General features: G+C 69.0%; 19 protein-coding genes and 1 pseudogene. 8 read left to right on the top strand and 12 right to left on the bottom strand.

What is annotated here, in order from left to right; translation table 11 throughout:
* Together M8330_RS22730 and M8330_RS17360 are read left to right on the top strand one after the other, a co-directional pair.
* Positions 1-112, top strand: a pseudogene (locus M8330_RS22730) (IS5-like element ISMt1 family transposase); the annotation flags it as partial.
* Between the two features lie 25 nt (positions 113-137).
* Positions 138-521: an HNH endonuclease gene (locus tag M8330_RS17360; protein WP_250828353.1), complete on the top strand. Its 384-nt coding sequence runs from the start codon at positions 138-140 to the stop codon at positions 519-521.
* A gap of 33 nt (positions 522-554) precedes the next feature.
* On the opposite strand, the gene M8330_RS17355 is transcribed toward M8330_RS17360, so the two are convergent.
* From M8330_RS17355 to M8330_RS17335, 5 genes are all read right to left on the bottom strand, one after another.
* Positions 555-995: an SRPBCC family protein gene (locus M8330_RS17355; RefSeq protein ID WP_250054284.1), complete on the bottom strand. Its 441-nt coding sequence runs from the start codon at positions 993-995 to the stop codon at positions 555-557.
* A gap of 22 nt (positions 996-1017) precedes the next feature.
* A complete protein-coding gene (locus tag M8330_RS17350; protein ID WP_250828352.1) occupies positions 1018-1767 on the bottom strand; it encodes a DinB family protein in 750 nt (249 codons plus the stop codon).
* Between the two features lie 44 nt (positions 1768-1811).
* On the bottom strand, positions 1812-2756 hold the full coding sequence (locus M8330_RS17345) for a LuxR C-terminal-related transcriptional regulator (RefSeq protein ID WP_250828351.1): 945 nt from the start codon (positions 2754-2756) through the stop codon (positions 1812-1814).
* A gap of 810 nt (positions 2757-3566) precedes the next feature.
* Positions 3567-3791, bottom strand: coding sequence for a tautomerase family protein (locus tag M8330_RS17340; protein ID WP_250828350.1), 225 nt, complete (start codon positions 3789-3791; stop codon positions 3567-3569).
* Positions 3792-3932: 141 nt separating this feature from the next.
* Positions 3933-4679, bottom strand: coding sequence for an SRPBCC domain-containing protein (locus M8330_RS17335; RefSeq protein WP_250828349.1), 747 nt, complete (start codon positions 4677-4679; stop codon positions 3933-3935).
* A gap of 46 nt (positions 4680-4725) precedes the next feature.
* On the opposite strand from M8330_RS17335, the gene M8330_RS17330 reads away from it, so the two are divergent.
* Positions 4726-5106, top strand: coding sequence for a hypothetical protein (locus M8330_RS17330; RefSeq protein ID WP_250828348.1), 381 nt, complete (start codon positions 4726-4728; stop codon positions 5104-5106).
* Between the two features lie 3 nt (positions 5107-5109).
* Here M8330_RS17330 and M8330_RS17325 read toward each other — a convergent pair whose 3' ends face one another.
* From M8330_RS17325 to M8330_RS17310, 4 genes are all read right to left on the bottom strand, one after another.
* On the bottom strand, positions 5110-5418 hold the full coding sequence (locus tag M8330_RS17325) for a putative quinol monooxygenase (protein ID WP_250828347.1): 309 nt from the start codon (positions 5416-5418) through the stop codon (positions 5110-5112).
* Between the two features lie 398 nt (positions 5419-5816).
* A complete protein-coding gene (locus M8330_RS17320; RefSeq protein WP_250828346.1) occupies positions 5817-6374 on the bottom strand; it encodes a PIN domain-containing protein in 558 nt (185 codons plus the stop codon).
* On the bottom strand, positions 6374-7507 hold the full coding sequence (locus tag M8330_RS17315; RefSeq protein ID WP_250828345.1) for a helix-turn-helix domain-containing protein: 1134 nt from the start codon (positions 7505-7507) through the stop codon (positions 6374-6376). Before M8330_RS17315 ends, M8330_RS17320 begins: the two co-directional genes overlap by 1 nt.
* Positions 7508-7633: 126 nt before the next feature.
* Positions 7634-7840, bottom strand: a complete 207-nt coding sequence (locus M8330_RS17310) for a DUF3024 domain-containing protein (protein ID WP_250828344.1) — start codon at positions 7838-7840, stop codon at positions 7634-7636.
* A gap of 160 nt (positions 7841-8000) precedes the next feature.
* On the opposite strand from M8330_RS17310, the gene M8330_RS17305 reads away from it, so the two are divergent.
* Both M8330_RS17305 and M8330_RS17300 read left to right on the top strand, forming a co-directional pair.
* Complete coding sequence (locus M8330_RS17305) at positions 8001-9125, top strand: DEAD/DEAH box helicase family protein (RefSeq protein ID WP_250828343.1); 1125 nt, start codon at positions 8001-8003, stop codon at positions 9123-9125.
* A complete protein-coding gene (locus M8330_RS17300) occupies positions 9122-9742 on the top strand; it encodes a hypothetical protein (protein WP_250828342.1) in 621 nt (206 codons plus the stop codon). The genes M8330_RS17305 and M8330_RS17300 overlap by 4 nt, the downstream gene beginning before the upstream one ends.
* A gap of 108 nt (positions 9743-9850) precedes the next feature.
* Here the strand turns inward: M8330_RS17300 and M8330_RS17295 are convergent, their stop codons facing one another.
* Positions 9851-10885, bottom strand: coding sequence for a hypothetical protein (locus M8330_RS17295; RefSeq protein WP_250828341.1), 1035 nt, complete (start codon positions 10883-10885; stop codon positions 9851-9853).
* Between the two features lie 377 nt (positions 10886-11262).
* Positions 11263-12297 (bottom strand): helix-turn-helix domain-containing protein, encoded by a 1035-nt coding sequence (locus M8330_RS17290; RefSeq protein WP_250828340.1) that lies wholly within the window; start codon positions 12295-12297, stop codon positions 11263-11265.
* Between the two features lie 248 nt (positions 12298-12545).
* Between M8330_RS17290 and M8330_RS17285 the strand changes: the two genes are divergently transcribed.
* Complete coding sequence (locus M8330_RS17285) at positions 12546-13418, top strand: hypothetical protein (RefSeq protein WP_250828339.1); 873 nt, start codon at positions 12546-12548, stop codon at positions 13416-13418.
* On the top strand, positions 13403-17008 hold the full coding sequence (locus M8330_RS17280) for a DEAD/DEAH box helicase (RefSeq protein WP_250828338.1): 3606 nt from the start codon (positions 13403-13405) through the stop codon (positions 17006-17008). The genes M8330_RS17285 and M8330_RS17280 overlap by 16 nt, the downstream gene beginning before the upstream one ends.
* Before the next feature lie 397 nt (positions 17009-17405).
* Here the strand turns inward: M8330_RS17280 and ychF are convergent, their stop codons facing one another.
* On the bottom strand, positions 17406-18479 hold the full coding sequence (gene ychF, locus M8330_RS17275) for a redox-regulated ATPase YchF (protein WP_250054295.1): 1074 nt from the start codon (positions 18477-18479) through the stop codon (positions 17406-17408).
* A 122-nt stretch (positions 18480-18601) separates the two neighbouring features.
* Between ychF and M8330_RS17270 the strand changes: the two genes are divergently transcribed.
* The gene (locus tag M8330_RS17270; protein WP_250828337.1) at positions 18602-19402 is read left to right on the top strand and encodes an exodeoxyribonuclease III; all 801 of its coding nucleotides are present in this window, start codon (positions 18602-18604) and stop codon (positions 19400-19402) included.

The following is a 19402-nucleotide window of genomic DNA, read 5'->3' as shown; positions in this document are numbered from 1 at the left end:
CTTCAACGACCACAAGCAGTGGCGAGGGATCGCCACCCGCTACGACAAGCTGGCTGTCGTCTACCGAGGCGGCGTCGTGCTCCGCACCATCACCATCTGGCTACGCGAATAACCAGACACTCCCTAGGCTCCCGCCCATGCCGTCCCGCACGAAGAGCGCCCGCTACTCCCGGCGCCGGGCGCGACGCAAGGCGCTGGTCGTCAACGACCTCACCCCGGCCCAGTGGGCCGCGCTGCGCGAGGCCTGGGACGGGTGCGCGTACTGCGACACCGGCGACGACGGCGCGCTCCAGAAGGACTGCATGCTGCCGATCTCGCGCGGCGGGCGCTACACGCTGGAGAACGTCGTGCCCGCCTGCCGCTCGTGCAACGCGAGCAAGGGCAACCTCGAGCTCACCGTCTGGATGCGGCGCAAGAAGAAGGACGAGCGGGAGTTCTGGACCCGCCAGGTGACCATCGCCCGAGCCCTGGCGCCGGCGGAGGTCGTCGCAGCGGACGGCGAGCCCGTCGCTCCCGACTGACCGCCAGGCCTCCTCACCAGGTGAGAGCGTGCCTCACCGATGGAGCGGTCCCAGCTCCCGCACGAGGTGCGCGTTGCGCTCCTCGAGCAGCCGGATGAGGTAGCGAGCCAGGACGAGGGCGTCGACCGCCCTGCCGAGGGGACCCAGCGGCGCGGCGTAGTCGACGCGGTCGGTCATCCGGGTGCCGCCGGGGACGGCCTCGAAGGCGTGCTCGTGCCACCAGCGACCGAACGGCCCGCGCACCTGCCGGTCGACGAACCGGTGAGGCGGGTCGTGCTCGCTGATCTCGGACGTCATGGTGAACGTCCAGCCGAAGTGACGTGCCCGCCAGGTGACTGTCTCACCCGGCCCCATGACCCCGCTGGTCACGCCGGCGACGGCCCGCTCCTCGGAGGCGGCCATCGACGCGGTGTGCAGGTCGACGGAAAGACTGAGGTCGAAGCAGGCCCGCGGCTCGGCCGCGAGGTCAGTCACCAGGTGGAGGCGTGGCACCTGCTCAGGACCCGGCCGGCGGGGTGAGCGTCGCGAGGTCACGCGTGACGTAGCGCAGGTGCGCCCACTCCTCCTCCAGGATCACACGCACGCAGTCGCCGACGGTGGGGTGCCAGTCGCCGGTGCCGTCCTCGTCCCAGGGGTTGTCCCGCTCCTCGGCGAGCAGCGCCGGCGTCGCGGTGGCGAGGAACTCTGTCACCTGCTGCTGCCGCTCGGCCCGCACGGCGAGGACCTCCTCGTGGTCGACCGGCTCCCGGAAGACCGAGACGTCGAACCCCATCTCGGCGGCGCCGGTGAAGATCTGCCCGACGGGGTGCCAGGGCTGCGGCACGCGCAGCACCCCGCGCCCCAGCCACGCGTCGGTCGCGAGGACGAGGTGGCGCAGCGTCTGCGCGAGCGACCACTCCCCGTCCACCTGGACGTCCCACTGCTCGCGCGGGGTGGCGGAGACCATCGCGGCCCAGGCGTCCTGGACCGCGACCCACGCCTTGCGCAGGCCCTCGGGGCTCTGCGCCTTCTGCAGCTCGCGCCCGGGGAACCTCCGGTTCAGCTCCGCGTCGACCAGCGGGACGACGTCCACGCCGTTGACGACCAGCGAGCCGAAGAACAGGTCGTGGCTGTCGATGTCGAGGCCACCCACGTCGCTCTCGCGGATCTTCACCCCCGTCAGGTCGGAGAACCGCACCGTGGCACCGCGGAGGCTGGCCCGCTCGAAGGTCGCGCCTTCGAACTCCTTGCCCGAGTAGGTCGTCATGGCGCCCATCATGCGGCGCTGCACCGACAGGCGACAGGCCTGGCTCAGAGCAGCCCGGCCCGCAGGGCGTGGGCGGCAGCGCCGGTGCGCGAGGTCTGGTCGAGCTTCACCAGGATGTTGGCGACGTGGCGGTGCACCGTGTGCTCGCTCAGCACCAGCCGTGCGGCGATGTCGTGGTTGCTCAGCCCCTGGGCCACGAGGACGAGCACCTCCGTCTCCCGGGACGACAGCGGGCTGTCCGTCACTGGTCCCGGGGCGCTCACCCCGGCCCCGGTCACCGCCGAGGGCCCGATGCCGCTCGCGGGGTCATCCCGGAGCACGGCCTCCAGCCGATGGGCCCGGTCCAGCTCCCGCTCGGCCGAGAGCGCGGTGAGCACCTCGGTGGCGCGGGCGAGGTGGTGGCAGGCGGCTGCGGTGTCGCCCACCGACCGGAGGGCCTCGGCCAGCGACAGCCTGGCGCGGGCCTCGTCGTAGGGCAGCCCCTCGGTGTGCAGCCGCTGCACGGCCTCGCCCAGCAGGGCGACGGCGCCGGCTGCGGGTGCCAGGCTCGCCGCCAGCGTCTCGGCCGTGGCGCGCAGCGTGGTCGCACCGGTCTGCTCGGCGACCCGGCCGAGCTCGTCGGCCAGGTCCTGCGCCGTCGTCCTGCGGCCGACGGCGAGGGCGACGTCGGTCGCGAGCGGCAGGACGGCGAGGCGCGAGGGCCCGGCGTCGGCGGGCAGGCGCCGCAGCAGCGGCTCGACGGCTCGCCACGCGCCGGCGGCGTCCCCGCGGGCCATGCGGATCCAGGCCGCACCGGCGATCGCCGCAGGCACGAACTCCGCCTGACCGAATAGCGCGAGCGCCTCGTCCCAGCGCCCCTGGCGGCGCCGTAGCTCGCCGAGCTGCACCGCCGCGGCGAGGCGGGTGCTGCGACGGGAGTCGGCCAGCTGCGCCAGCACCCCGGAGAGCTGCCGGTCCGCCTCGTCCCAGGCCCCGCGCGCGACCTGCACCGAGGCCGTACTGCGTGCGGCAGGCCTGGAACAGCGGCGCCATGTCGCGCTCGCGCGAGAGCGCCTCGACGCGGCGGCACCAGTCGGCGGCCCGCGAGAGGTCGCCGTGCTGGGAGCAGGCGGCGATGAGCCAGCAGCAGATCTTGCCCATCCACATGAGGTCCTCGACGTCGCCCGAGGTGGCGGCGGCGACCGACTCGTCCAGCCGACGCATCCCCTCGGCCACGTCGCCGCGGTGGCACAGCGCCAGCCCGAGCATGGCGAGGCCGGCCATCTCGAGGTCCTCGACGCCGAGGGCCCGGCCCACGCCCCGCGCCCGTGCCCCGGCGGCCATGGCCCGCGCGGGGTCGTGATGCACCTCGAGCGAGAGCTCCGCGTCACGGACGGCGTGCCAGCCGTGCTCGGGCGCCTCCGGGAGGTCGTCGAGCAGCGACCCCGCGCGGTCCCACCAGCCCGTGGCGACCGCCTCGCCGTAGCCGAAGAGCACGGTGTCCCAGGCGAGGCTGGTGGCGGCACGGGCCGCCCCCAGCCGGTCGCCCGCCGCCCGGTGGCCGCGGTAGGCGGCCTCCCTGGCGCTGACGCACTCCTCCCCGGCGTCCAACCACCACGCGGCCTGGGCCAGGCCCTCGAGGGCCACCGGGTCGGAGGTGGCGTCCGCGACGGCGCGGTAGGCCGCCCGGGCCGCGGCCCAGGACCCGGCCGCGAGCGCCGCGTGCGCGGAGTCCAACGACGTCACGGGTCGAGTATCGGCGAGGACGCGGCGGGGCGCCGCGTCCCTTCCTCGGCCGGGCGTCTCCCGGGACCGGGGGGTCAGACCCCGGCGCCGGCGGCCAGCGCGTGCACGTCCCCGGTGCTGAGCGGGTTGCCGGCGATGCCCCAGCTGCCGCTGCGCACCTCCTCGACGACGCACCACGTGACCGGGCGCATGTTCTCGCCCTCGATGGCGACGAGCGCGTCGGTGAGCTGGCGGATCATCGCCTGCTTCTGGTCGTCGCTGAAGACGTTCTCGATGACCTTTACCTGGATGAGCGGCATGACTGACTCCTCGTGAGGTGTGGCGCCCCGACCGTGTGTCGGAACGCGTTCAGCCTCGCTCCCGAGGAGGGCCCCGCGCGTCGGCAGGACGGGCCATCTCCGGGCCGGCCGCCGCGATGGCCCGGACGGGCCATCGCCTCCTCAGCCGTCGAGCCCGGTGACCTCGTAGCGCCGCTCGATGCCGGCCGTCGCCGCGCCCCACGCGCTGGTCGCGATGCGGGCCTGGTGCGCCCGGAAGGCGTCGGCGTCCACGAACCGCTCGGCGACGCTCCAGGTGCGCGGCTCGGCGCCGGGGTGCACGGCGAAGTCCAGGCACCCGGGCTCGGCGCGCGTCAGGGCGACGTGCTCGTCGAGGTGGTCGGTGACGACCCTGGTCTCGGACTCGTCCCGGCAGACCAGGACGCCGCGCAGCACGACGTGGGCCTCGCCGAGGTGGCGCGCCAGGTTGTCCAGGGAGGACGCCAGGGCGGCGGTGTGGACCTCGGCGTCGATGCCCGCCGGCACGTCCTCGGCCCGCACCCGCACCAGGGTGCCGTCGCCCCGGGGAGCGACCTCCCAGGTCATCGTCATCGTGCCCGCGAACGCGGGGTCGTCGCTGACGAAGTCGACGGCCTGCACCACGCGGGCGCCGGGCTCCACCTCGACGTAGCGGGCCTCCACCACGTCCGAGCCGGCCGTCGTCTTGCCCTGCTGCGCGCCCTGGCCCCCGTCGTCGTAGGCCAGGACGAGGCGGTACGAGCCGCCGGTGCGGGGGTCGAAGTGCTCGAACCGGCCGGTCATCCCCGCAGGCGGCAACCAGGCCTCGAGGGCCTCGCGGCCGACGAGCGCGGCGAACACCTCCGGCGGGGCGGCGGCGAGCCGGAGAGCGGCCTGGTCGGTCCTCGTCATCGCGCCACCGTAGCCGGGGTGGGCGACCTCTGCTTGCATGGGTGTCATGACGAACCGGACAGAGACCGAGCGTCACAGCAGTCTCCCCGCCGGGGGACCCGGCACGCCCGACGAGGACGACGAGGTCGTGGTGGGGCCCCTGCGGCTCCGCGCGCTGCGGCACGCCGGGCCGTTCTGGGACGGCGAGGGCCACCTCAGCGACGACGTCGACGTGCTCCGGGCCTGGCTCGGGGCCTCGCGTGGACTGATCGAGGACGCCCTCGCGTGGGCCCGGGCCTACCAGGACCTCGCCGACGACCCCGGCCCGGCCTGGCGTCGACGACACTGGGACCAGCAGCAGGTGCTGCTGCGTCGTCTGGCCGACGAGGTCTCCCCCGGCATCGAGGTCGAGCCGGCGCTCGACGAGCCGCCTGCGACGCCGTGGTGAGGCTCAGTCCGTCAGGCCGGTGATCCGGAAGTCCTCGGACAGCAGGGCCGACACCGTCGCCCACTCGCTCGCAGCACCGCGCGCCTGGTGGGCGCGGAAGGCCGCGGTGTCGACGAACCGCTCCGAGAGCTCCCAGGTGAGCGGCGCGGCGGCGGGCGTCACCTCGAAGTGGAGGCAGCCGGGCTCGGCGAGGCTCAGCTCCACGTGCCGGGGCATGTGGGTCTCGACCAGGGTCGCCACCTGCGCGTCGGGGGCCGTCAGGGTGCCACGGAGGACGACGTTCTCGGCGTCTGCGGGACGGGTGTCGGTCATGGGCTCAGTATCTGCCCGTGCGGCACGCGCGCCGAGCGGCGCGGTCGGCACGTGGGACGCGACCGTGTCCTGGACGACTCAGACGTTGAAGCGGAACGATCACGCGGGGCTTCGGCTACTGTTGGTCATCGCCGGTTGAAGCCGAAGAAAGCGGCCTGACCTGCGGAAACGCGTTCGCGAGACCGTTGGACGTCGTCGGCCAGAATCGGTCTCGGCCGAACTTCTTGCGGACTACTTGCGGACCGCTGGCGACGCACAGATTCCGCGTCACTGTCGACGTGGAACGCGAACACGGCCCGGGCTTGCCGTTGGAGACAACTACGGCTCATGCGTTGCGAGCTGATCCGACCCCCGGCCGCACCCGGGCACCACTCAACGACTGCTCCCTGTGAACTCAGTCAGGTCGTCTCGTCGTAGTCCAGCAGCCCGTGTTCGAGCACGTGCCGACGAAACCCTCCTGGACCGAACGGCAGGTAGTACTCGTTCGCAAGGAGTTCGTCCGCCACGTGTTCCACCATCGAAAGTGTCAGCTGTTTGGCGCGAATCGCATCACACAGGATCGGAACGGTCGCCGTGACCCGCAAGCCCTCCGTCTCCGCGACTTCCCTAGGAGTGCTGTCGTCAATCACCATCTCGCTCCCGAAGGTGGCGCCCATCGCAAGAACACCGCACTCGCCTTCGTTCTTGCCGTCGGCGACGAGGCGGCGCGCGTATCCAGCGAACTTCGCCATGTAGGAGGGGTCGGATGAAGAAAACACATGAATCCAGTCGGCGTCGAGGACCTGACCGACCGCCCGGACCTCCTCCGTCTGTCGCCGCAGTTCTCGCTCAACAACGTCTGGCATGAGGACTGGACGGCCTCCGGCGAGAAACTTCAAGACGCCCAGCCAACCGCTGAGCGCGAAGTGCCTGAGCGGACCGGTGTCAAAAACCCAGGCGTCGGCGCCTGGGGTCATCAGGAGACGAACTTCCAGATCTCGTCCTCGCGGCGAGTTCTGGGAACAGGTAGATCATCGTCGTTCAGCGTGCCTAGCAATAGATCTAGGGCCCGCTCTCGGCTGATGAGCTCGCTGCCAACTAGGCGCAGGACCGCTTTCTCGTAGGTACGGGGCACGGTCGTCCCAGCCATCTCTTCGGCCGGGACGTACAGGTCGAGTTCGAGAATGTCGGCTCTAGTGGTGCGATGCGAGCGCACGATCCCAGCTGTCTCGTGATCGGCGAGGCCGAGTTCTCGGAGCCGCCGAGCGAGGGTGGCCATGTCGATGCGGTAGTGATGTGCAAACCAGGCGGCTGCCCTCCGCGGTCCGTGTTCTTCGAAGCGCTGGGCCCATGCATTCGTCAGTGCCTCTGCGGGTAGCAGCAAGGTGCGGGCGAACTGGTCGAGCAGCGCCTCTACAGGCGCCGTCTTTGGCTCATATGCGTCGACTCGCCAGTCGACGGTGTAATCATCGGCGCAGAGGTAGTGCCCGAACTCGTGCGCGAGGGCTAGGCGTCTGCGGCCGACGTCCGCATGGCTATTGACAAAGGCAACTCCCCCACGCCGCAGCAACACCGTTCCTGCGTCCGCAAGATCCTTACCGACGTCCGCGGAGAACGCGAGGAGGCCGACCAGTCCGACGGTCTCGACTAGGTGCGGGATCGGATCGTTCGGCGTGAGGCCAAGCAGTTCTCGCGCGTGAGCCGCAAGGTCTTCGGCTTCCTCAACCGTAGTAGGGGGAGTCTGCTCTTCGGGCGCTCGGTCGAATCCCAAAGCCCCATCGGCGAGAGAGTCGACGAACTCGACGTCCTGAGCAAGGAGCGCAAGCCGTGCATCAATCGTTGAGTCGGTAGCGTCCGGAGTCCGGCTCGTGCGGTGAGAAACAATCGCGGGGGTCGGTTCCTCGAAGAAATCGATCATCTGCACGCCCATAGCAGCCGCAATGTCGGAGAGCTCGAGGGCGCTGACCTTCCGTGCGCCTGTCTCAATCTTCGCAATTACGGAGTGTCCCGAGAAGCCCACCCGCGAGGCGAGCTCATCCTGACGAAGACCGGCGCGCATTCGAGCTTCGCGAACGCGGGCGCCAAGCGTGTGGGCGTCAAGGTCACTCATGTGTGCGATTCTGGCACATGAACCCTCGCCCGTCAGCGGCTACGTCTTGTCTGTGCAGCGCACAGCCGCGCCGGGCAGTGTGAGAACGACCTCTACCGGAAGCCGACATCTGACCTTCCCGCCTCCTCAGCCCCAGAAGATCGGGTCACCGCTGGTTCCGATGTGGTCCAGGAGCGCCTGGACGTTCTTGGTCGGGCGCTTGCGCTTGTACTCGTGGAACTTCAGGTTGCGATCACGCCAGTAGATCGCCCATTGGCCGGACGACTTCGTGTAGCGCAGGCGCGCGATCGGGAACCGGGCGTCCTCGCCGACGCCGTCCCACGGTGGCCGCACCTCGACGATGTCGACGTGGCGTCGGAAACGTCGGCCTCGACCTTGACCTGGTCCCACAGGTGCTCGGGCACCCGCGCCCGCGCCCAGAGCCGGATGCGGTGCAGGTCAGTCTCTGGAAGTGCCATGACACCAGTCCGTAGCGCATAACCTACGAGGCATCATGAACCTCGGGGACGACGCCACCCGCCTTGCTGCGGAAGCGCGTCCCCGTGTGCTCATCGACCGCCAGCTCACCGACGCGGGCTGGTCGGTGCAGGACAGCAGGTCGCTCAACTTGTTCGCGGCCCAGGGCGTCGCGCGCCGCGAGGCGACGATGGCGACAGGACACGGTCGAGCCGACTACCTGCTCTACGTCGACCAGAGGGTCGTCGGTGTGATCGAGGCCAAGCCTGAGGGCACTCCCCTGTCGGGTGTCGAGTGGCAGTCCGCGATGTACGCCGAAGGCCTGCCGGCCGATGTCAGGTTGGCGGCCCAGACCAAGGACGGCCGGCTCCCGTTCGCCTTCGAGGCCAGTGGCACCGAGACCCACTTCACCAACGGTTTCGACCCCGAGCCGCGGGCTCGCCGGATCTTCAACTTCCCCAAGGCGGCCACCCTCGCCAAGACCCTGCGAAGGAAGGGCGAGGAACACCCCACCTGGCGAGGCAAGGTCACCGCGATGCCGACGCTCGACACCACTCCCCTACGGCCAGCGCAGATCGAGGCGATCAACGCTGTCGAGCAGAGCCTGCGCGAGCAGCGCTACGACCGGAGTCTCGTGCAGATGGCGACCGGTGCCGGCAAGACCTACGCGGCCGTGACGCTGTCCTACCGGCTGCTGAAGTTCGGCGGCTTCGACCGCATCCTGTTCCTGGTCGACCGCAACAACCTGGCCAAGCAGACGATGGCCGAGTTCGAGAACTACCGCACCCCCGACGACGGCCGCCGGTTCACCGAGCTCTACAACGTGAACCGGCTCAACCGAGGCCCGATGCAGGAGTCGACGGCCCTCGCGATCTCCACCATCCAGCGCGTCTTCAAGGCGCTGCGCAACGAGGAGGTCGGCGAGAGCGACGACCCCGAGCTGGACGGCTGGGTGCCCGACGCCCCGGTCACGGTCGCCTACAACGCCCGACCGACTCCCCGTCGACGGGCTGAACTCGTTCCTGCGATAACGTCACCCCAATCGGCATCGACTATGTGCGAGGTGAGAGCGATGAAGCGCACGATGCAAGCTCGATCACGCATCGCCCAGACACTCGTGTCAGGCCCGCTGCTGACTGAAGCACAGTTGATTCGTCGATGACGGTCGACGTACTGCGCGCCGCCTCTGCCAACGATTCCGCGGCGGCGTGGCGTGTGTCGGCCCCGGCGCGGCGGACGCGGGCCGTCCTGGAGATGGACCCTGTCTTGGACGAGATCGAGCGGCGCGCAGCGACCGGCCTCGGTGCCATCCTGAACAAGGCGCTCCTTGAGGCGTTGCTGACATTGCCGGTCGACCTTCCTGTGCCTATCCAGGCCCTCGATAGACGTACCATCCGCACGCTGACGGCCGCACCCGCCGGATGCATCGACTACACCAATGACGTCGTCGTTCGTCGCGCCGTGAGCCCGATCCGAGTGCTGCGTGCCGGGGTCTGCGCCGCCAGGTGGTCAGACGGTTTGAGCCAGGCCGGCCAGTTCGCGTCGTACTGCTCGCGCTACGCCGTGCTCACCAGCGACGCTGCGGATCTGGACCATGCCGTCATGGAAGCTCGCTACTACGGGATCGGTCTGGCCACGATGATCGATGGGCCGGAGAGCCTCAGGTGGCTGATACACCCCGCGCCTTTCAGGCCTACCAGGGAGACGGTAGCCTCCTGGCATTTCGCAGAGTCAGCACTCGACGCAATGTCGCACAGCGTCGACCTCGCCTCCGAATAGCTCGGCGCAAGTCGCTGCAGCGCATCCGGCACGACAAAGAGACACTGCAGAACGCTTACACCCACGGCAGGCAAATGACGGGGCCATGGCGGCCCGGGATGGAGCCGTTCAGGCGTCGGCGAAGGCGTCTACGCTGGCCGGCGGCTCCACCTTCCGCCCGAGCAGTCCACCGAGCACAGTGTGCTCGGCCACTGCGTCGCGGGCTAAGTCGCGCCACCAGTTCTTGTCTCCGACGAGGTTCCCCACATCTTCGATCAGCGCGACCAGCGTCACCGCATTGTGGCGGTGAGCCTCAAGACGCGATTCGGTGGTCTGACTGAAGCGGTCGATCTCTCGGCCGTCGCAAACCTGGCACCAGCAGAGCGGCGGCTCGGTCGCCGCGTACCACTCGTCGCGCATGTAGCTGGTGCGCACGTAGCGAAGCAGTTCAGGCCGCAGTACCTGCGGCCGCCTGTCGGTCTTGTCCGAGGCCCTGCGGATGCTGTCGGGCACCTTCGCGGCGCGCTTGGCGGGCAACACGCCAATGCTCGCGGCCTTCGCTCCGTGCGCCAGGAGGTCCAGGCCAGCGAGGTCGGACCGCCAGATCATCCCGTACGGCAGCGATGCCACCACAGACCTCAGCGCTGGGAGCACCTTGGTGTAGGGGTCGCCGTTGCTGTCGGCCAGCGCGATCGCGACGGGGTGCTTGCACGCAGCGAGGACACCGATGAGCCCGTTGACATTGGCGGAAGTGAACCAGGCAAGCTCAAGCGGCGCGTAGAACACCACGTCGTCACGATCGAGGTCGTTGACCTGTCTGATCGCCTTCTTGAGCGACCGTCGGTCACCGGCGCGCATAACGCCTGTCGGAGTGGTGGCGAAGGTCGCGCCTGCCCCGATTTGCGCCTGCAGGTACTCCTCGAGCGTGGGCGCAGGCAGGAGTGCGGGGGCGTCTTCATCGGCCACCTCAAGAACGAACGGCGCCTCCTCGCTCGCGTAGCCCTTCTCCGACAGCCATGGGTCTACGGCAAGCACCCGGTCCGGATGGGAGTGGGCCATGCGGCGCACTTCCTCGAGGGCACTCTTGCCACCGATCACGAGCCCAGAGCACGCGTCGTTGACGACGTCGACGTAGTGCTCGGCGTCCTCGCCGATGAGCACCAAGACGCGCCCGTGGATACGCCGCCGGGCTCCGGTGTACTCAGGCGCGACGGAGGGCGCGGGAGTCCGCCTCGTGGCCGAGCTGCTCGTCTTGCCTGCCGCGGGCGCGGCGCCGGAGGGAGCACCGCGGGGAGGGGGCGGCGACTCCTTAAGGACGAGCCGGCTGCCGTGCGTAGATGTCTGCTGCCGACCGAACTCGCGATGGGACCTTTCCCCGAGGCTGGGCTCGACGGTAGACGCCTCGCTCTCGGCAGTCGCGTCTCCCCCCTGCGGTCGCCCTGGTCGGCGGACAGCCGTCGGCGCCGCGACCGAATCGCCGGCGTCCGGCTGGGAAAGTCCGCCGACGTTGCCATCGCCGGAGGGTGACTGGATCGAGGTGCTCACGAGGCCTCCTGCAGATATGCAGTGTGAAACTTATTGGGCAGCATATGGGTGAGGCGCGCCAGGTCCTCGACGGTTGCACCATTCTCAAGGCGCGAACGGAGACGTTGCATCATCAGTGAGGGCTGCTCTAATGGCAGATCCACCGGCTCCTTGAGTCTGTAGCCGGCCGTCGAGAGCTCGATGTTCAACTTCTTGTACTCGTTCTCCGTGATGGTCCCGACATCGCGGGCCTTGCGGACCAGTGCTGCCATGGACGCGCCCCACTTCCGCTTCAGCAGCGCGAGTTTGCCCAGGTCGAGATTCACGAGGTCGTCGCGCACACCGGCAGCAGGAAGAAGCAGCTCGCTGGCGAACTGGTCAGCTTCGCGCTCCTGGTCAGTCCGTGGCTCGGAGTGCATCACGGCGTGTCCGAACTCGTGCGCGAGGGTGAAGCGGCGCCGGTCGGCCGGCGAGGACGCGTTGAGCAGGAACAGAGGCCGGTACCCCTCGGGCCATGAGCCGATGGCATCGATCTTGGTCGCCTGGAGATCGCGGACCAAGATCACGGCGCCGAGGGACTCCACGACACCGACCAGATCGGGGATCGGATCGTTACCGAGCCCTGCAGCTTCGCGGATGTCGTAGGCGATGTCAGCGGGCGTGGTCCAGCCGTCGTCCGACGGAGTCTCGCGCGGGACGCTGACATGCGGTTCGACATCAGAGAGGACGGCGGCGACCTCTAGGCCGGTCAAATCGAGGATCGCGCGGATTCGCTTGGCATCGGAGACCGGCAGGCTCGCCCGCTTGCGGTGGAAAGCGCATGCGCTCAGTACGCCGCCGGCGGGAGCCCCGTCGAGGAACCGATCGATCGGCACCTCAAGAACCTCAGCGACTAGGGCAAGCCGGGCGTCGTCGAGCGCGACAATCCCGCTCTCGGCCTTCGACAGCACGGCCTGCGAGATCCCGGTGGCGTTGGAGAGCGCATCCTGCGTAAATCCACGCGCTACGCGCACGAGCTGCAGCATTGCGCCAATGTCCGCTACGGAGTTCACGGGACGACGATAGACATACGTCCAACAGATAAGCAAGAATATTTCTGCAATCGTGCGGGCGAATGTGACAGGATGGGTCTCACGGCCAGCCGGGACTCCCGCTGGCGACAACGCGACAACGCCGCGGCCACGTCGATCCGGGTCGCGGGGCCCGCCATCGTGATTATGCGAGGGGAGATGACACCTTGGCTGGTGCAACGTCGGCACCGAGCGCGACCTCAACCACGACGACGAGTTACGTCCCGGCAGTGACCGCGTCCGCCGCGGAGGCCGAGACTGTTGCCCATGACGGCAAGCTGACCAAATTCCTCACCATCACCCAGAAGGCTCCACCGACGACCCAGAAGTGCACCTGGCACCTCGGCACCGCGGTCGGGCTGTCCCCAGTCGAGCGAGCGGCAGTCGCGTGGGTTATCGCGGAGGCGGCGATGAAATACCGCGGCGGCAATTCGATCGTCTACTCGACCTGGCGCGCCGCCGCGCTCGCCGGCGTGAAGCTGACCGGCACCGACCGCGAGGTCGTAGCCGCGTTCGTAGACAGCGTCTTCGGCCTGCCGCCCACGGGCAAGAGCGAGGACCATCTCGTCGGGCACGTGGCGGAGTGGATGTGGTACCTCCACGCCTCCGAGACGGTCGACCCCGCGCGAACCCCCGTCGTGCTGGAGCCCCCGAAGTTCAACGTCACCGAGCCAGGCGCCGACGGGTTCATCGTCTTCCGCGAGACTGTGACCGACGAGCACCACTACCGCCTGTGGGAGCTGAAGAAGCACACCGCTGCCGGGCCGGTCTCCTCAACCGTCAGCACCGCCTACGTCCAGCTGCGAACCAAGGCCATGCGGTACCTAGCGCAGCAGGTCTCGATCTACTCGACGGCCGAAGGCCCCGTCGGCGAGTTGTGCAGCAAGCTCGTCGAGTTCTGGCTTGAGAGCCACGAGCGCGCCGGAGCAGGCGTCGGGGTGGCGTCTGCGACTACTCCCCCGCCCAACACGTGCTTCACCACGATGGGCAAGCAGTTCCCCGGGTTCGACAAGCCCGGACAACTCGAGGGTCTGCTCCTCGCCGTGGAGGACCTCTTGGAGATCGCGAAGGACGTGCGGGGGTACTTGTGGACCGTGCTCTGAACCCCGAGATTCTCGCCGAGGCTATCGGGCAACACACCCCGGGAGTCCTACCCACCGTCGAGGAGCTCACCGCGCTCATCGCCGAGGTTGAGGTCCGCACTTTCATCGAGCCGACCGACGTCGATGACGATCTTCTCCGCACGGCTTGGTACCTACACGGCGTCGCGTCGGCAGAACAAGCCGGGGACATGTATACCCCGGCGCGACAGCAGCGCGCCTTCGCCGTCTCCGCGCACATCTTCGACCTGGCGTTGAATGGTCCGGGCCGAACGATTCACGACCAGCTTACCTTGGCCTTCGGCGCACAAGTCGGCTACCGCCGAGGAGACCTGGAGCCCAACGCGACAGCGATATGGCGCCGCGTCAACCTCCACCTGGACCAGCCCCAGTCCGAGACCGACGAGACCGGTACCCCGGATGCCGATGCCCAGTGGTCCGACACCGACCACACTAGGGACCCCGGAGACGCCGAAGCACTCGTACACCTTCCGCGGAGCCTGGCCACGATGGCCTTGCGTGCCGGGGTCGCGTTCCTCGGGCTGGACGTGCGGCGTATCCAGATCCTGCTGAGGCAGTGGCGAGACGAGATCACCTCGATGCGTTCCCTGCTCAACCAGGACTCCCTCGCGTCGACGATGTTCGGCCCGGCTGAGGCCGTGACCCAGGCCGTCAGCGACCTCATGGTCTTCCTACGCTACGGAGACCGCGAGCGCCTCCAGGCCGCGCGGGACGCGCTGCGGTCCGTGGTCAATTTGGAGGCAGGACAAGGCGATCACGACGCACGGTGGGTCGCCGTGCACCTGCTTCACATCGCCGACGGCATGGAAACCTCGAGCGTGTGGGCCGTGCTGCCTGACGACACGCCCCCAATCGTCGCTCAGGCGTTCACCATCGGAACCCCTCCAGTGCTGACCCTCTGGCCGCCGCAGCGTGACCTGCTCACCCGCAACACCGCAAACCCGCTGGACCCCACGACGCGGCGGCTGCTGCTCTCGGTCCCCACCAGCGCCGGTAAGACCCTGATCGCGCAGTTGCTGATCTGCCACCATCTAGTCACTCAGCCGGGCGACGTCTGCTACGTCACGCCTCTGCGAAGCCTCGGACGAGAGATGCGTCAAGCGCTGAGTGGGCGGATGCGGGTTATCCAGAAGGGTCTGGGTGCCGACTTCGCCGACTTCGGCAACGTCACCATCGAGGAGTTCTTCGACCTCCTCGGCGAGCCCGCCGACGGCTCGGTGGAGGTGATGACCCCCGAACGGCTCAGCCACCTGCTGCGCCACGACCCCACCTCGGTGCTCGAGCGGTACTCGATGTTCGTCATCGACGAGGCCCACCTGCTCGCCCAACCCGGCCGAGGGCTCCTCCTGGAGACCGTGATCGCCGCGGTCGCCACCACCGACGCGCGCATCGTGCTGCTCTCGGGTGTCATGGGCAACGCCCACCAGATCGCGTCATGGCTCGACCCGACCCAGGAGGCAGCGCTGTTCGCGTCGGGCTGGCGGGGCCCGCGTCGCCTGCACGCGCTGCTGTACTCGCAAGTTGAAGGCAGCGCCGTCGACCGGCTGCCGTCAAAGTCATCGACCTTCACCCACCTCGAGCGCTTTCCGATCACGGCTGACCTACGGGTACGACCAGTCGAGGGGACCGTGCATCGATTGGTCACGACCGCGGACAGCCCGATCGGGCATCTCGTGCGCAAGATGCGCCCACCCGGCACCGGCAGGCCCGACGTGGAGGAGTACGACGCGTTCTACCGGATGTGCGCGAGGACCGCGCGCGAGCTCCTCGGGGCCGGCAGTCTGCTGATGATCCTGTCGCGACGCGATTACGCCCGCAACGCAGCGCAGGAGCTCACCACACGGCTCGACGTCACCCACACCACCAGCGACCTGTGCGAGTTCCTCGTCGAGCGGCTCGGAGCTGAGCACCCCCTGATCGACTGCGTCCGCCACGGCGTGGCCTACCACCACGCGGGGCTCCCCATCGATGTCCTCGACGAGCTCGAGCAGGCCATGCGCGCCGAGACGCTGCAGGCGATATTCGCCACCTCCACCCTGACCGACGGAGTCAACCTGCCGGTGCGCACCGTGGTGATCTGCGAGACGCGCTACGAGGGGCAAGACCCCGGCCAGCAGCTCGATGGCCCGCGACTGCTCAACGCCGTCGGCCGTGCAGGCCGCGCGGGTAAGGAGACCGAGGGGTGGATCATCCTCGGCCTGAAAAAGCGAGCCCGAGACAGCGACTTCGACCAGCTCCAGCCCGCCGACAGCGACTTGGAAATCCTGTCGACGCTCAACTCCGAGGTGGCCCTCGAGCGCCTGGCGGAGGTCGAGGCGCTCATCGCGTCGACGGCCGACGCGCTGTTCACCGTCGAGCAGGGGGAGGCCGCCGACTTCGCGGCGTACGTGTGGTTCGTCCTGTCCGCGCAGGAACGGCTCGCCGCCGTCGCCACCGACGCTGACCTCGCTGGGGCGATCGACGGGCTGTTGGCGTTCGTGCAGCTGCCTCCGGCCACCGCGGCTCGATGGAAGGCCTTCGCCGAGTATGTCCGCGAGCAGTACGAGGCAACCCCCGACGAGAGCCGGCTGCGTTGGACCCTGACCGGTACGACGCTTTCCAGCGCACGACGCGTCGAGCAGATCGCGCTAACCGTCGCCGACCAAGCCAGGACGCTGTTCGGGGAGCTCGACGAGCACGGAACCGCCGGCCCCGTCCTGCGGGCGCTGACTCTTGAGGAAGCCATGCGCGTCCTCGACCGCTCCGGAGCTCTTGACGCACTTCTGCAGCTGCCCGAGGCCGCCGGGGTGTGGAAGTTCAAGCCCACCGTCGGCGCCAGGACAGCCATCGCCGTCCCGGTCGCCGATGCGTTGGGCGGATGGCTGGCCGGCCTTAACATGCCGGATCTGGCCCAGCGAATGCTGCCCGGAGTGCCGGACGTGTCGTGGCGGCTCGAGCAGACGGTCGATGCGATCAGCGGCGCGTTCGAGCACTTTCTGAGCTGGACAATTGGGGTGGTCACCACTCAGGCGAACGAGCTCCTGGTCGATCAGGGCGGCATCGAGGCGCTCCCCGAGGACCTCGCGTACTTCGTGCGGTATGGGGTCGACACTGCGATCGCCCTCAACCTTCTCACCAGCGGCATCCGGTCACGGCGGGTCGCGTACGCGATCGGTCGTCGTGCCACCGCGCTCGGACTGGACTGGTCGCAGGTGCGCGACTGGCTCCGCGGCCTGCACATCGACGGGTGGAGGACGGAGTTCACAGCTGCTCGGCGCGAGATCGAAGACCTGGTCGAGTTCTGCCGCTCGCCGACGACGAGCCCGCTGCGGCAACTGCTGGAGCAGCACACGACCTCCGTCGAGCTGCACGCCCCGATGGCGCCGCCTCCGGCTGCGGGCAGGTTGCCGGTCGAGCTGCGGATCACGCGCGGCTCCGAGCCGATCGAGGTCTGGACCTCCGGGACGGCCAGCTACCGAGTCGGAATCATCGCCGCCGCGTCACATGCAGATGTCGCCCTGCTCGGGCTCAGCGGCCTGGAGTACAGAGCGGAGACAGACGGTAGCTCTGTAATGCTCCACGAGGTGCGATGACTCGGCTCCCACCGACCAGATTGGCGTTGTCGACGCTCCAGAGCGATCGGGCCTGGCCACACCACTTGACCTGTGCAGCTCCACATCTGCCGAAGGCTGCCCGGCACGCGGTCGGGCAGGGTGAGAGCCATCGCTCATGTGGTCGATCGAGCCCGCCTTCAATTCCCTGACGATGTAGTCGGCTCGCCGTTCAAGGATTCCCGCGCCGCGATCCGCTGGTCCAGCGGCTGCGCCTACCTTCAAGGGCTGACGTCACGGACCTGCCATCTGGGACCGCCGGGCCAGGTACTGGACCCTCCGAGACAGCCCGGTCGAGCCAATTGCTACTGAAATTCTTGCGGACTCTGTGCGGACTGGGAGTGATCACACCCCCTCTGAACTGCGGAAACGCACCGATTCACACGTTGAAGCGGAACTCCACGACGTCCCCGTCGTGCATCACGTAGTCCTTGCCCTCCATGCGGACGCGGCCGGCCTCGCGGGCCTTCACCATCGTGCCGTGGGCGACCAGGTCGTCGAAGGAGACGATCTCGGCCTTGATGAAGCCCTTCTGGAAGTCGGTGTGGATGACACCGGCGGCCTCGGGGGCCGTGTCGCCCTTCCTGATCGTCCAGGCCCGCGTCTCCTTGGGGCCGGCGGTCAGGTAGGTCTGCAGGCCCAGGGTGTCGAAGCCGACGCGGGCGAGGACCTCGAGGCCGGGCTCGGCGATGCCGGCGTCGGCGAGGAACTCGGCGGCCTCCTCCTCGTCCAGCTCGGCGAGCTCGGCCTCGAACTTGGCGTCGAGGAAGATCGCCTCGGCCGGCGCGACGATGTCGCGCATCTTCTGCTTGAGCGGCTCGTCGGCGAGCTCGTCGGAGTCGCAGTTGAAGACGTAGATGAAGGGCTTGGCAGTGAGCAGCGAGAGCTCGCGCAGCAGGGAGCGGTCGATCGAGGTGGCGATGATCGGGGTGCCCGCCTCGAGCGCCTCCTTCGCCTCCTTGGCGGCCTCGAGGTTCGCGACGAGGTCCTTGACCTTGCGCGACTCCTTCTCGAGACGGACGACGGCACGCTCGACGGTCTCCAGGTCGGCCAGGATCAGCTCGGTCTGGATGGTCGAGATGTCGTTGCCGGGGTTCACCTCGCCGTCGACGTGGGTGACGTCCTCGTCCTCGAACACGCGGGTGACCTGGCAGATCGCCGCGGACTCACGGATGTGGGAGAGGAACTTGTTGCCCAGGCCCTCGCCCTGCGAGGCCCCGCGGACGATGCCCGCGATGTCCACGAACTCCACCGTCGCCGGGAGGATCTTCTCGCTGGAGAAGATCTCCGCCAGCTTCGGCAGCCGGGAGTCCGGCACGCCCACGACGCCGACGTTCGGCTCGATCGTCGCGAACGGGTAGTTCGCCGCGAGCACGTCGTTCTTGGTCAGGGCGTTGAAGAGGGTGGACTTGCCGGCGTTGGGCAGGCCGACGATGCCGATGGTGAGAGCCACGGGCGTCGAGTCTAGGGGCGCGGCGCGCCAGCACCCAACGCGCACGACGAGCGCCCGCCGGACGCACGACGAGGGCGCAGGCGGACGCCGGCCGCCGACCGTGCCCGGACTAGGGTGCGCCCGTGCGGATCGCGACCTGGAACGTCAACTCCCTGCGCACCCGGATCGACCGTGTCGAGGCCTTCCTCGAGCGCCACGACGTCGACGTGCTGGCGGTGCAGGAGACCAAGGCCAAGCCCGAGCAGCTGCCCGTGATGGGGCTGGAGGCGAAGGGCTACGAGGTGGCCGCGTCCGGCTACAACCAGTGGAACGGCGTGGCGATCATCAGCCGCGTCGGCTTGGACGACGTCACCGAGCACTTCGCCGGCCAGCCGGCCTTCGGCAAGGGCGGCGCCGACCCGGTCGTCGAGGCCCGGGCGCTGGGCGCGGTCTGCGGCGGCGTCCGCCTCTGGTCGCTGTACGTGCCCAACGGTCGCAAGCCCGACGACGAGCACTACCACTACAAGCTCGACTGGCTGGCGAGGCTCAAGACGGCGTCGGACGCCTGGCGCGACGAGCCGACCGCCCTGGTCGGCGACTGGAACATCGCCCCGCTGGACACCGACGTCTTCGACATCACGGCGTTCGCTAAGGACACCCACGTGACCCCGCCCGAGCGCGCCGCGTTCGGTGCCTTCACCGGTGACGGATGGACCGACGTCGTCCGCCCCCACCTGCCCGACCCCGAGGTCTACACCTACTGGGACTACTACCGGCAGCGCTTCGAGCGGAACCGCGGCATGCGCATCGACTTCGTGCTCGGCTCGGACGCCTTCGCCTCGCGCGTGACCGGCGCCTTCGTGGACCGCGAGGAGCGCGACCCCGCCGTCTTCGCCGGCGCTCCCTCCGACCACGCACCCGTGGTCGTCGACCTCGCCGACTGA

This window comes from Nocardioides bruguierae (genome assembly GCF_023656415.1).
Taxonomy (GTDB): Bacteria; Actinomycetota; Actinomycetes; order Propionibacteriales; family Nocardioidaceae; genus Nocardioides; species Nocardioides bruguierae.
Note: the sequence above shows the minus strand (reverse complement) of the source record. Positions and strands in the feature narration are given on the sequence as shown.